At 36.3% G+C, this 15,156-nt stretch carries 6 protein-coding genes; all 6 read right to left on the bottom strand.

Features of this window, described 5'->3' with window-relative positions; all coding sequences use genetic code 11:
- Positions 1-20 precede the first annotated feature (20 nt).
- The gene (locus AAYQ05_RS13125; protein WP_343543907.1) at positions 21-2,480 is read right to left on the bottom strand and encodes a pectate lyase family protein; all 2,460 of its coding nucleotides are present in this window, start codon (positions 2,478-2,480) and stop codon (positions 21-23) included.
- A 15-nt stretch (positions 2,481-2,495) separates the two neighbouring features.
- Positions 2,496-4,823 (bottom strand): DUF5703 domain-containing protein, encoded by a 2,328-nt coding sequence (locus AAYQ05_RS13120; protein WP_343543906.1) that lies wholly within the window; start codon positions 4,821-4,823, stop codon positions 2,496-2,498.
- A gap of 175 nt (positions 4,824-4,998) precedes the next feature.
- On the bottom strand, positions 4,999-6,423 hold the full coding sequence (locus tag AAYQ05_RS13115) for a sialate O-acetylesterase (RefSeq protein ID WP_343543905.1): 1,425 nt from the start codon (positions 6,421-6,423) through the stop codon (positions 4,999-5,001).
- 380 nt (positions 6,424-6,803) lie between these two features.
- On the bottom strand, positions 6,804-10,193 hold the full coding sequence (locus AAYQ05_RS13110) for a glycosyl hydrolase (RefSeq protein ID WP_343543903.1): 3,390 nt from the start codon (positions 10,191-10,193) through the stop codon (positions 6,804-6,806).
- 277 nt (positions 10,194-10,470) lie between these two features.
- Positions 10,471-13,812 (bottom strand): glycoside hydrolase family 2 TIM barrel-domain containing protein, encoded by a 3,342-nt coding sequence (locus AAYQ05_RS13105; RefSeq protein WP_343543901.1) that lies wholly within the window; start codon positions 13,810-13,812, stop codon positions 10,471-10,473.
- 130 nt (positions 13,813-13,942) lie between these two features.
- Positions 13,943-15,064 (bottom strand): glycoside hydrolase family protein, encoded by a 1,122-nt coding sequence (locus AAYQ05_RS13100; RefSeq protein WP_343543899.1) that lies wholly within the window; start codon positions 15,062-15,064, stop codon positions 13,943-13,945.
- Positions 15,065-15,156: the final 92 nt, after the last annotated feature.

The following is a 15,156-nucleotide window of genomic DNA, read 5'->3' as shown; positions in this document are numbered from 1 at the left end:
CACTTATATGGTTTAATAATTTATTTTGCAAAGAAATTAATGGTTCTGCTCATTGAATCTCCCTCTGCATCTTTTACTGTTAGCACGAAAGAAGCAAATCCTTTTTCAACAGCTGTAAATTGAATTTCTTTTCCTTTTAAAACTACTTTTCCATTTTTAAGATCAGAAAAAGTATAAACTGGTTTGTTTTCATAGCCTTTAAAATAATCTGGAGCACTTAAAGTCTTTTTCTCTCCCGAATTCACAAAATAATGAGGTTGAGCCAACCAGTCTAAATAATTATCCAACTGCGTAAATCCGTCTTTGTCTGTATCTTGATTTGCATCTGAGAAATCTCCTGCTTTTGAATTTTCGTTTAAACCAAAAGCTTTTTCCCACCAATTTGGCAATCCATCATGATCTGTATCCCAATCTGTCGGACGAGTTTCTGAAGCAAAATTTGGCCATCCTCCTGCATCTTGTTCGTTATCAATCATACCGCCTAAACCGCTTTTACTGCCTTTGTAAGTGAAAGTTCCTTTTAAAGTTTCGTCTACAATTCTATTATCGTGTTTATCAAAAAACGGCTGATTGGCACCAACATCTGAAAGTACATTTTTATACGCCGCTTTAGCTGATTGCGTTTCTACGTAAGAAGGAAAAAATGGTTTGTCTACAAAAGTTTCATAATCTACTTTCTCATTATGGCTTATAGTAGATTTTCTGCCTTTATCCTGAGATTTCTCATCAAAGTAGCCTGGCATAATATTTCCGTTAAAATAGTAACGCTGCATTCCTTTTCCGACACCTTCGTGTTGCGCATTTAGCGCTACAAATATGGTAGTTGAAGCGCCCGGTTTATAAAAATTGTTTACAAAATTTACTTCGTTTGCACCACCGTCAGTTGTTCTTCCTCCCCAATTGTAAACTACATTGTTTGTAATATCCAGTCTTCCAGTGTAATAACCATCACCGTTTAAACCGCCTCCGATACTCCAGTTACGACCTTGGTTGTGCGCCAATAAATTGTGATGAAAACTACCAATATCTCCACCAATTGTTGCTGCAAAACCATGCATTTTTCCTGCAGGATATTTATCATGTCCCGCAATGTTTAACGCTTCAGAAATTAAAGTTCTTTGTAAAGTAATATGATGCGCTCCACGTGAGCTAAACGATTCATCAATTGTCCAGCTGATCGAACAGTGATCAATAATACTATAATCAGCACCTGTTAATCCCATTCCGTCAAAAGTAGTTCCGCCTCCGATTCTCACTTTTAAGAATCGAATTACACCATCATTTCCTGTCAACCCAATTGGCGCTCTGCTGATCGTGATTCCTTCTCCCGGAGCCGTTTGTCCCGCAATAGTGATATAAGGTTGATTTGCTACTAATCTAGAAGCCAGTTTGATATTTCCCGAAACAGTAAAAACAATCGTTCTTGGACCAATTTCCTGATTGATTGCATCGCGTAAACTTCCTGGGCCATCGTCATTTAAATTAGTCACTTCAATTACTTTTCCGCCACGACCTCCAACAGCGTAACGTCCGTAACCTTCTGCACCTGGAAAAGCCAATTGAGCAGGTTTAAACGACCATACATTTCCTAATGTAACTTCGCCATTATTATCCACTTCATCGACTCTCCAATAATAAGTTGTTCCCGAATATAAATCAGAAACCGTATATGATTTCTCAGTCAGTTTTCCTTTAAATTCTTTTGAAGATTCTGTTGCGTTTTCTACTGCATTTTTGTCTTCACCGAAATATATTTTATGCGATGCCACATTTTTTACAGCGTCCCATTTTAGAGTTAAAGTTTTGCCCACTTCAACATGTTCGTCTCTATTTTTTGGTTCAGGAGTTCTAGCCTGATTCATTAAATTTGGCGTATCAATCTCAAAACCGTTAATTACAATCTGTTTTACAATATCAGGGTTTGAAGTTGGATCAATTTCAAAACGAACAATTACATCTTTTCCTTTCTCTGCATTAAAAGTAATATACGCCATTGAAGCATCAATTTTAGCATTGGCTCTCTGACTTGCATTTACTGTTTCTTGAAGTTTTCCGTTTACATAGATTTTGATTGGAGAAAAAGTTTTTCCTGTAATCACATCAAAAGCATTATGAAAAGTCAAAAGCGTATGTTTTCCCGATTTCAATCCGCTAATTTTCAATTCTAGATTTTCATTCGTAACCAATCCGTCACTTCCTAATTTGTTATAAAATGGAGCATTCATTCCAACTTTATACCACTTTGAAGTAAAGTTTCCTTTTAGCTTAAATGACACATTATTAAATGATTTTTCAGCTTCTTTTCCTTCATTAATCACCCACGAATCATAACTCGGATCGTGAACTTCTTCTAGTCTTCTTTGAAAAAAATCAAAGTCAACTTTTACAATTTGTTTATCAGTATTTTGAACTGATTGTGCTTGTCCGTTTGTGGTCAAAAGCATGGACAAAACTGCAGCACTTATTAATTTCTTTATCATTTTAATTAGCAATAGTTAGTTTAATTTCGTTTTCTCTGCTTCAGATTTTCCTAACAGATTTATAATGTCTTTTTTTCTTTCTTCTGGAATTACTTTTAAAACCTTCAATTCTCCATTCATGAGTTCGGCTTCAATTGTGGTATTTTGTTTGGCGTGTAATTTAAAATGAACGTTCCAATCTTTTGGCCACGCTGGAAAAAGATAGATTTTTCCGTCTGCTTCCTGCAAAAGCATTTCCTGCATGCCAATCATTCCTGACCCGCCCCAATTATGATCTGGAACCCAATCAAAACCAGGTCCCCAAAAAGCTGGAAAACGTCTTTCTGAATTCGCCATTTTAAGTGTATTGTATTTCATCGCTTCTTCAGTTAATCCCAAACGAGCCGAAAAAATATTATCTTGTTTCCAACCTATATGACTTCTAAATTTTAAAGCATCAGGATCGTATTTCCAAGTATTCAACGCTGTTTCCAAATCAGGTTTTCCAATACCATAAATTCCCCAAGGATAAACAGGATATAATTGTGGCACTTCCGAATTATTAACCCTTTCCCATGTTTTGGCAGGAAGCAAAACTTTATGATTTTCAATCTGCCCAAAATTCAAAGGCGGAATTCTAGTTTGAAATGCTTTTAAATATTCAACGTCTTCTTTAGACAATTGACTTCCCGAAAGGTTTAAAAGACTTTCTGTAATTATTTGCAATGCCGAAATTGTACTGTTGGCATTATTCGCCATTTTATACGTTTCTGCACCAGAACCCGGAAAAAGAATTAATTTCCCGTTTCCGTCCAAAGCTTTTCTACCTCTCTGCTTTGCTAAATATTGATAATGTTCATCGAAAAAACGAAGACAGCTTATAATAAATTGATTGTATTTTTGAATGTCTTCTCCTGCATATTCCTTTGGCTGCAACATCATTTGGCAGAATTCTAAAACGGTATCCCATTCATATTCCAGCCACGCATTATATTCCATTCCCGGATCGTAATCTGCGGGACGTTTCCATTCGTATTCAGCTGGATTTGGAAGTCCAAAGTTTTCTAATTGCTCTGTAAATGATGCTCCATTGTGATTCCAGTAAACTTTGCTCCTTAATTCGGCATTTTTCTGCAAACTCAAATAATAATCCAATTGTGATTTCATCATATCAAAATCACCACTTTTTATCATCGGAAAATAAACCAATCGCTGGTTTTGAGCTGTCATAGTTCCTCCTCCCCAATTTCTAAAATCGGGCGTAAAATTCAGATCTTTATTGGTGTAAACAGGATCAACTGTAAAAAGTCCGCCATTGAATTTGGTCGGATATTTTCCGTACGCATTACATCCGAGCATGTATCGGAACAACTGATAATTCTGCCCAATTTGATACACCGAATCTTTCGCAGTCGATTGATTTTTTTGAGTAAAAATAAAACTGCGGTTCCAGAAAGTATTCCACCATTTTTGAGTGTTTTTTTCTGCTTGTTTTGCTGTGTTTTTGTTTGCCGAAATCAAACTTTTCAATCCATTATCCCAAGTATAAAAATCAGATTGATTGGTATTTAAATAAATTTCTAACGAATGTTTTTGGGATGGTTTTATACTTGTTAATTTAAAACCTTTAAAATCGGTATCTTGATATTTTCCAAGATATGTTCCGTCTGATTTTAAGTTATCGCCTTTCATGAATCCACCAAAAGTCAGATTCGCAATCGGATTCAGCATTTGGTCTTTTACCGATTCCATTTTCTGCTGTTTTACCGCTACATCAAAAACAGTATTTTCTCTGTTTCTGTGGTAAAATTTGATTCCGTTATTTTCAAACGAAATAGAATCTTTATACGTAATAAGTTCTCCCTGAGGCGCCCATTTATAAGAATTGGCATTATTTTCTTTTCCTTTCGGATAACGGTTTTGATAACGCCAGCTTTCATACGAAGCTGTCATTTGCAAAGCATTTTTACTTTCTAAATCGACATGAATAATCGGTGTAAAAACATCTACCCAAAGTTTGATTTTTGTATCATTCTGCCCAACAAAAACATAACCGTCTTTCAATTTCAATTCCTGAAGAAACCCTTCTTTTCCTGCGAATGGATTCGGCGTTAAAGTCACTTTTACACGTCCTAATTTCAATAAAGTATTATGTTCGTCAAAAGTTCCGCTTCGGGAAAAATAGAAATACAAATCACCTTTCTCTACCCAGACATTCATACCAATATCACCGCCACCCAAAGGCATCGATTCTGACGAATTCTGGCTCTGCGTTGTCCAAACCTGATTATAATTATCAAGCGCAGGGATTTGCGCTTTAAGACAAAGCGTTGTGAAGAGAAGTATGTATTTAATGTATTTCAATTTTACTCTTTTTAAAGTTTTTTTGTCATTTCGACGAAGGAGAAATCTTCGTTGCATGATCGACAAAGATTGCGGAGCTACTTGCGAAGATTTCTCCTTCGTCGAAATGACAAACTAGTCGTTAAACTCATCATTAATCATTTACAATTCATAATTAACAATTAACCATTATAAATTACCATTCGTCTGTTCTAAACGAAGAAACTGGCAAGCCTCCTGCGCTAAACAATTCCGCTTTAGCGAAATCCTTCCATAAATATCTTACTGCAACAGGATTCTTTACTTTATCAGAAGTCAGAACCACAGATTTTCTTCTTACCACAGTTTTCGCTGGATAAAAAACTTTGTCTGCTCCTGCTATTTCAAAACCAAAAACCTCTTTGTCATAAGATGTAATTCCATTTGCAACATCATCAAAAGAGACCGTTACAGCACCGTCTTTTATCTCCATCGATTTGTATTTCGGACTTTCGAATTCGAATCCTTCAATTCCGTACGTTCTTGCCAAAGCCTGAAAAGCCAAACGGTTTCCCCCTTTTTCTTTGTCCATTGGGTGAATATTGTTTTCTTCTCCGACATCCATCAAAACCGCCATTGCTGCATTCGGAATTTCCTTCGAAGCCTTAAACTGCGCTTCTCTGACGTAAGCTGAATTGTATTTTTCCAAATAATCTTTTGGATGAAAAGAAGCATAATTAAACGGCGCAATTTGAGCGAAATAAAAAGGAAATTCTCCCTGATTCCACAATGTTCTCCAACTTGAAACCATTTTTTTCATTAAAGCAGTATACTCAGAAGCTCTTTCGTAATTCGATTCTCCTTGGTACCAAATACAGCCCTTAATTCCGTAACCAATTACAGGCGAAAGCATGCCGTTAAACAAAGTCGTCGGAACACGATTTGGATCTTTTGCCAATTCTTCTTTTGTAGTCGGAATTTTAGCGCTTGCAAAATCTTTCAGCATTTCCTGATTCATCCAAGCTTCCATGCTCGAACCTCCGTAAGAAACATGAATTAATCCCACAGGAACATTTAAAACTTCCTGCAAAAGCGACCCAAAATACCAAGCCGTCGCACTAAAATTAGACGTCGATTTAGGAGAAGCTTCTTCCCATTTTCCTTCAAAATCTTGTAAAGGTTCCAAAACTGTTGCTCTTGGAATTGTGATTAAACGAATGTTTTTATTGGTTGATCTTACTATGATTTCATTTCCGTTTTTAACGGGTTGTCCTTGAAATCCTTTCAATGGCATCTCCATATTCGATTGCCCTGAACAAAGCCAGACTTCTCCCAACAAAACATTTTTGATGGTTACTTTTTCGTTTCCTTCCGATACTTCAATCGTGTATGGCCCACCAAAAGAAACCGTTTTTAATTCTGTTTTCCATTTTCCAGAATTGTCTGCTTTTACTTTATAGGTTTTAGAATCCCACGAAGTTTTGATTACTATGTTGGCGTTCTTTTCTGCCCAGCCCCAAATTGGCGCATTGGATTTTTGCTGTAACATCATGTTATCAGAGAACAATGCTGGCAATTTGATTTTGGCATTGATTTGATAACTTGCTAAAATCGTTAATAATGCAATAATTGATTTTTTCATTTTTTGTTTATTTTTTGCCACAGATTAAAAGGATTAGAAAGATTTTTTTTTCGCCACGAATTCACGAATTTTCCACAATTCTTATTCTAAAAATAATTCGTGAATTGTTTTGTCTGTTCATTATCTCACGGATTCTCGCTAATATCTAATCTATGTTAATCATTATAATCTGTCACTTGCTTTTTCAATTGCCACCAGCTTTAGCTGGAGGTTATAAAATATTTGCATTTTTAGGGCTTTAGCCAAATAATTAGTTTGGCTAAAGCCCAATTCTTATTTTCTTCTAAACCTCCAGCTAAAGCTGGAGGCAATTCATCTAACTCTTCTTTTATCACAGATTAAATAATCCTTTTTTAATCATTTTAATCTGTGGCTAACATTTATTTCTCCTGTAAAATTATAACCGGCCCAAATAACCCCGCTTTTAACAATGGTTCGCCTTCCAAACGAAATGGCGCTGTTGTCCAGGTTAATCTTTCTCCTTTTGGCAATTTTTGATCACCAATTAATCTATTTGCCCAAGTATTTGTAACTTTTATTTCTATTGTATTTTTTCCTTTTTGCAAAGCTCTTGAAATGTCTGTTTTGAAAGGGAAAGTCCAAAGCGTTCCGCAATCTTTTCCATTAATCTTGATTTCAGCAATATTGGCAATTTCGCCTAAATCCAGCCAGATTTTATCTGTGCTTTTTCCTTTCCAGACAAACTCTTTTTTATAAACTACGGTTCCTGAATAATACTTAATTTGATCATTTTCAGAAGTACTCCAATCAAAAAGTTTGTTCGTTTTAACCACTTCTTTTGGGCCTTTAAATTCAGGATCAAATTGCAATTCCCAGTTTTCATCGAAAGTCTGAACTTTTTCAAATTCAGAAGATTTTCCTTGAGCTAAAACTTCTTTCGTTTCTCCTTTAAAAATCACAAAACCAGATTCGTTGGCATCTAAAGCTATCGAAACAATTGTTCTTCCGTTTTCTATCTTCCAATTGGCTAAAGCCGAGGTTTGATCTGTTACAGGATTATACCATTTGGGAACTTTTCCAGCTATTCTGAAAGAAGCATCAAATGTTCTTTTTTCTCCTTTTTGATTGGAAATAAAATAAATATCCTCAGTATCCGATTTACGATGCGTCCAAGCCAATGTTTCTGAATCAGCTCGGTTTAAATTTGAAAAATAAACGTCTTGTGTAATTCCGATGGAAGCAAAATCATTTCCTAAATACGGCAATTTAATAACCGTTCCTTTTCCGATTTTCCATGAAGAAGAATTGGCATTATTCCAGATTTCATCAATTACATTCTGCCATTTCTTTTGATCAGTTTCTGAATTAATTCCTGGCTGAAGATTCGGTTTTTCATCTACAAAAATCGTTGCTCCTTCTTTTAGCACTTGCAGGATTTTTTCAGCAGAAGCCAAAGAAAGCATCTTATTTGGTGCCATTTTATGACTTCCTGGAAAGAATAAAGCCCCATATTCAATTCCGCCCTCAAACGAAATTTTTCCGTTTACTACCTTCGCTCTATTAATTAAAACATCAGCATTGAAAGAATCATATTGATAACCATTTAGCGGATTGATCCATTGTGATAAATCAGTTATATTTTTAGAATAGGTCACTTCTTTTGGCATTTTTGCCGTTGGCTGACCTTCATTTTCTAAACGAATTTTCTCGCTTTCGAGTCTTGCTGCACCAAACACATTCGGAATAAACGGCACTAAACGATCTGGAACAAAAGAACGGGAAGGAAAATCTTCTCCAATAAAAACGGCTAAATCAATTACTGGTTTACCTTTTTGTAATTGAAACTGGACTCTTTGGCAATAATCAAACCAAGCTTTTCCAGGTTTCCACCAAGTTTGGTCTCTCTGAAAAAAAGTCCCGATATCATCCAAAGTCATTCCGGGTTTTCTGTCCGTCCACGGATTATGCACAAAAACATGATAGAATAAACGGTTGATTCCTAAAGCGTAATTACGGTCTGCTGTTGTTTTTAGATTCCCAGGATGTTCGTCCCAATCCATTCTCAATGCCGTAAAAGATTCAGCCTGAATAATATCTTTTCCGTAAATATGTCCGCCCGAAATGGCATCAACCATATCAAAAGGTTTGTCGTGTGTTGGGCTTTTCAGCCAAAATTCTCCACTTGGATAATCGACATATTTATAATGAAGCAATGCATCGCTAGTTACAACTGGCGCTACATTTTCTGCACTCAGCTTAACATTATATTCTTTAGCAATCTGAGCGATCGTGCCGTAGAAATTATCGGCAACTAAATCGGCAATTGTTTTTCTAATATCGTATAAAACTTTCTCTGAGAAATCGGCATTTTCTACTGGAATTCCAGCCATAACTGGCAGATATTCTACAAGATCATAACCACGTCTCCTTTTAAATTCAGCTTGAAAAACCGAAGACCAATTTTGACTTCCACATTCCCAGCTGTCAAAATGGAGGATTTCCAGAACTTTTGAAGCCAGTTCAGGACCAGCAGAGCGAACGGCTTCTCCGAACCAATGATCCAACTGAAAACGAATTAATTCTGGATTAAATTTATCAACTTCCAGTCCTTTTCCTGCTCCGCCAGTTGCATTTTCATGTCCTGTAGAAGTATGTCCCATACGGATGATTTTCCACTTCCCTTTTGGCGCTTTCCAATTCAGGTTTCCATCGACATCAACAAAATTGGAAATATTGATAATCTCTGATTTTTTGAATGCATCAGAATTTGGAATTTCTTTTTCAGTAGTTTGTGGAGTCAAACGCCAGATTGCGCCTGATTTCCCTTCGTAATTATTAATCAGTGATTGATTCGAAAGGGTTATTTTACTCACTTTCAGATTCTGTTTCCATTTCGCAAAATCCAAATCTTCTGCGCCAGGTTCTGTTCCTTTTGGATCATACACAAATCGGAAATATTTTGCTGTAACTGGCGTAATAGTATGTGTATTTGGAAAATCCATATCCTGCCAGCCGTGACGCGGTGCAATCATTCTTTCGTGGAATCTAAAATTGACTCCATCATCGCTCACTTCTACAATAAGACGTTGTGCCTGAAAATCTCTTCCTTTGGTTTCAATTACAATAGATTTGCAGGTAAAAGGCTGGGCAAATTCGTATTGAATCCATCCTGCATCAGCAAACTTGAAATTTTCATCTTTTTTAGGATCAGCCAAAAACGAAGCATCAGTATTGTTTGATGTTGTTACTTTTGGCAGTTGCATCTGCGAAGTAATTTGGTATTCTTTAATCGGAATCGCAAAAGTGGCAATGTCTTTATAATAGTCTTTGTAATGTGTTGGGATTGGCAATTTCAGCGCCACTTTTTTTCCACCTAAAATTTCAGTTGTTGACCAGACTACTTTTTGCATCGACATTTCTGGCGTAATCCATGGCCCGCCTGCAACGGCAAATCCGTCAGCTCCGTGAAAAGCTAGTTTTAACCCTAAACGATCTGCTTCTTTGAATGCCCAATGAATCATATCCCAAAATTCAGGCGTCAACTGTAAAACCGGCGGATCTATCAATGGCGGATTGGCTGGCCCTTTTATGGTCATTAAATAAGCACCTGCAATCCCAGCTTGTTTCATAGCTTCTAAATCGGCTGTAATTCCTGCTTTAGAATACGCAGATTTCATCCAATACCAATAAACCCAAGGTCTAGAGGATTCCAATGTTGGCTGAAAAGAGGTTTCTTTTTTATGGACTTCTTGTGCAGAGACGATGCTCGCTAAAAGAAGAATAAAAAAGACGAGTTTTTTTTGAAACATTATTCTTTATTTTTTTTGACAATCTGTTTTATCTGTCAAATATGCGGGAAAAATTTACTCTCGCAGATTTGGCTGATTTGGCAGATTTTTTTACTTTTTTTTCGTCTTTTTTGTCATTTCGACGTAAGGAGAAATCTTCGTGAGTAGCTCCGTATGGTGGATCACCTTTGTAGAGTTTCTTACGAAGATTTCTCGTCCCTCGAAATGACAAACTGTACCTTAAACTTTTAGTTCTTAATTTTAAAATTATCAATTATCAATTATCAATTATCAATTCCTAATATTTAAACTTCTTCAAACTACTTTCCAATTGATTTTTTGAACCGCTGAAAGGCGTCAAATAAAAACTATACTCGTAATTTCCAGATTTAATCTGGTATTGTTCCAATGGCTGTGCTACAATCGTCCAACTGTCGTTTCCTCCTACTCCCATTTGAATTAAATCAATGTTTAGAGTTAAGAATCCTGGATCTTTCAAATCGTATGTATGACCAGATGAACTTAAGTTTTCCTGTGTATACGGCCATGCGCTCATACTTAAAACTTTGGTATCGTTAACTACTAAAAATCCGTTGTTTTTCTGCGGAGTGCTTAATGCCATCCACCTTACATCACATCGGTTTCCGTTTTCTTGCGGTTTTGGATAATGTTCGATAAAATCATTTATTGGAAGCGAATATTTTCCAACAAACGAACCGAAACTTCTGTCGCTGTAATTTTCCAGTTCCCCTTTTCCGTACCATGAAATCTGATCGAATTTTCTCTGAACTCCCATCTGCATTCCGATTTTTGGAATGTTCGGCAGTTTGTTTGAAGCTTTTAAACTGTAATCGACTTTTATTAATCCGTTTGGTAAAATATTGTAAATTACTTTTACGTTCGCACTGTCTTTTATGACTTCATAATCGCTTGTAATTTTGATTTCTGAAGCTGATTTGTCAATTTTAATATTAACCAATTTTGGTTTTGCTTTGTACCATTGTTTCAACAACTTTTGCGATTTCCATCCGCGTTTATCGTTATCTGTAAGCGGTCTTACGAAGTTTGGTAATAGCGGTGCAAAAACTTGTTCTTCTCCGTTAAAAATATACGAACTCAAAGCGCCATTTGTCTTTCCAATCGTAATATCAAATGTTTTTCCTTTGATTTTAAAATCTGAATCTGATTCAGAAACGTTCAGCGTTTCTTTTTTAGATTCTAGCGAAACAGCCTCTTTCTTTTTCAGCAGAAATTGATCTTCCGCGACAGCGTAACCTTTTGAAGCCCATAATTCATCTTTTGAAAGCTGGAATTCTATATTTAAAATATATTCAGCATCAGCTTTCATTTTTGGAAGATAAGAACTGATATCTAAAGTTGTTGATTGTCCTGCTTCTACTTTAAACGGTTTCAAAACCTGAGTTTTAATTACGTTTCCGTTTTCCAACACTTTTAAAACCGGAATATATCCTTCTAAAGATTTAACTGCCTGACGATTTTTAATTTCTAATTGATTTCCGTTTAAAGTTGAAATCGCTGGCTGATACACCCATTTGTTTTCAAAAATAGATCCTTTTGGTTTTCCGTTAGAATCTACAATTCCTTTTGTATTGAAGTTTCCATCATGGTATTTTTCGCCAAAATCTCCTCCATGAGCAAAATAATGCTGGCCTGATCTCGAATCAAATTTCAAGATTCCTTGATCTTTAAATTCCCAAATACAACCTCCAATTACTCTTGGAAGTGAACGGAATTCATCCCATAATTCTTTTAAATTTCCAACTGAATTTCCCATTGCATGAGAATATTCCACAAAAATAATCGGACGAGTATCTTTCTTTTGATCTACTAAAAATTTCGGTGTGAAAACTCCCGGATAAAAACGGCTGACCATATCAACATACGAATCATCCTGCGGATTTTCGAATCGATAAGCATGATCAATTGTTTTTGGATATCCTGGATCCAGCAGATCTATATATCCGTCTAATTTGGCATTTCCTTGCGCTGGTTCATAATGAACTGGACGTGTAATGTCGAAATCGTGAACCCAACCCGACATTGCAGCATGATTTGGACCTTTTCCGCCTTCATTACCTAAACTCCACATTACAACTGATGGATGATTTTTATCTCTTTCAACCATTCTGATCATTCTTTCCATATAAGCATTTGTCCAAAGCGGATCGTTGCTTAATTTCCCGCCAATTCCGTGTGTTTCCTGATTGGCTTCATCCATTACCATAATTCCGTACTGATCGCATAATTCGTAGAAATAAGGATCGTTTGGATAATGACTTGTACGTATAAAGTTGAAATTGAACTTTTTAATCGTTGTAATATCTTGTTTGATATCCTCTCTAGTAACGGCTTTTCCTCTTGTTGGATGATGATCGTGACGGTTTACGCCATAAACGTAGGTTTCTTTTCCGTTGATGAGCATTTTTCCGTTTTCTTTCGAGAATTCAATCGAACGGAAACCCACTTTACAGCTTTTGGCTTCGGTAACATTTCCGTTTTTATCTTTTATAGAAATGACCATCGTATACAAATTCGGCTCTTCTGAACTCCATTTTTTTGGGTTTTTGATGGTTTCTTGGAAGAATCCGAAACGTACATTATCCAAACGAGGATAACTTTCGTTAATCAAATCGATCACAGGTCTTTGAAGCGGTTCTTTGAAGATGGCCGTATTATTGCCATCATACAATTGAACATTCATCGTATAATCTTTGATTTTTGCTCCAGTTAAATTCTCTACTTTCGGACGCAGTTTAAAAATCGCATCTGTATATTGTTTGTCTAATTTAGTCTGAACAAAGAAATCCTGAATACGCAGTTTTGGCTCGGCCATAATGAAAACTTCACGTTGGATTCCGCTCATGCGCCAATGATCCTGATCTTCTAAATAAGAACCATCTGTCCAACGGATTACACGAACGGAAACTACATTTTCTCCTGCTTTCAAATAAGGTGTAATATCAAATTCTGATGGCAGAAAACTGTCTTCGCCATAACCTAAAAATTCTCCGTTTAGCCAAACTTCAAAACCTGAACTTACGGCTCCAAAATGCAAAGTCACGGTCATATCTTTCCAGTTTTCCGGAACCGTAAAACTTCTCTGGTAAGAACCAACTCCGTTATAATCTTTAGGAATGTAAGGCGGATTTATAGGTCTAAAAGGATAAACCGCACTTTTGTAAATTGGATTATCGTATCCTTTCATTTCCCAGTTTGAAGGCACTTCGATTTTATCCCAACCTGAAACGGTATTTTTATAAAAATCTTTTGAGGCTTCTTTTAGATTTACAGCATATTTAAAATTCCAATCGCCGTTTAGCATTTGGATTCGGCTTTTGGTTCTGTCGCCTTTTAAAGCGTCTTCGACACTTGCATACGAATAAGCAGTTGCTCTTGAGGGCTGTCTGTTGATGCTTGTAATTGTTGGATCTTCCCAAGGAGCAAATTCGTATTTTTTATGCAATTCTGGAACTCCCGCTGGTTCTCCTGTTACGGATTGTGCCTGCGTGTAAGTTGTGAATAGTAAAATGTAAAATGTATACGTCAAAAATCGTAATCTGGAAAATGGATTATTGTATTTTGATTTTGATGTAAACATTGGTTTTATATTATTGTTCATTATTATTTTGATTCAATTGTCCCTCTGGGACAAAATTTTCTATGCGCTATTTTTTTATACCGACGAGAGCCTCCTAACGGAGTCGTTTCAGTTGGAAGTATTATGGTATTTCATAACTCATAACTCATAATTATTTCTTCTTTTTCTCTGGTGGTGCCACAAAAGTCAATTTGCTTTTTCCTAAATCTTTAGACGTTGCAATGGCAATTCCTCTTTGTTCTGCTTTGTTAACGGCACAGTAAAAATGATAGACAACGCCGTCATGTTTTACAACAAATGACTTATGCGCAAACAAATCATCGTAAGGCTCAGAAGATTTTACTAAATCATCTCCTTTCCAGTCGGTCCAGTTTACTAAATCATTTGAAACGGCAAAACGGTTAAATGCACCTTGATTCCAACCTGTCCAGAAAGCACCGAAATAGAACATTACCCAAGTATCATTAATACGCTGAATATAAGCATCTCCGGAAATTCCTTTATGATGGTTTATTAATGGTTTATCGCCATAACGTTTCCATGTTTTCATATCGTTTGAAACCGCCATAGCAATACGCTCAGCACCTTTTGCAGGATTGATACTATCGCCACGGGCATTGTAATACATGATGAAATTGTGTCCTGTAACTTTGTCTTTATCACGAATCACGCTGTTTTTGTACATCGTACTATTATCCCACCATTTGGCATCTTTGTCTTTTGGCGTTAAAACCGGATTTTCTAATCTCTGAAATTCGTGTGGTTTTGTCGGCGCTTCTTTGGTAAATGCCATTCCGATTGATAAAACACCCGCTTCGTAACCTTTACTGTCTCCGCCAAAATAACTCATCCAGTATTTGTCATCGTATTTTTCCCATTCGTAGCTTCCGCCCCAAGTTGGATCTTGCAACGAAATATAACCTGCTTTTTGGTTGACATCCCAGTGTTTTTCATTTTCTGAAAATGACATTACTTTTCCTAGATGTTTCCAATCTAAAAGATTTTCGCTTTCAGCTAACCAGGTTTCATAACCTCTTCCGTCGTAAATTAAATACGTCATATACCATTTGCCATCTTTTCTAAATACACTCGGACAATCCATTTTGTATGAGTTGTCGGTAGGAACCATCACTAAACCGTATTTATAAGGCGTTTTGATTTCCTCGTAAATCTCCTGCATTACGCTATCGGTAATTTCTCTTTTCTTGTATTTAGTTGCACAGCTGGTTATAGCAAGTGCTGAAACGGCTACGATTAGATATTTAATTTTCATTTTTATATTTTTTTTGCCACTAAGGCGCTATCCCGATAGCTATCGGGACTAAGTTTTTTTGTTTTCAAACGATTCAATCTCACAAGGTCACA

Origin of the sequence: Flavobacterium movens (assembly GCF_039581425.1) — a bacterium.
Taxonomy (GTDB): Bacteria; Bacteroidota; Bacteroidia; order Flavobacteriales; family Flavobacteriaceae; genus Flavobacterium; species Flavobacterium luteolum.
The sequence above is the reverse complement of the archived record's forward strand: the minus strand, read 5'-3'. Positions and strand labels throughout refer to the sequence as shown.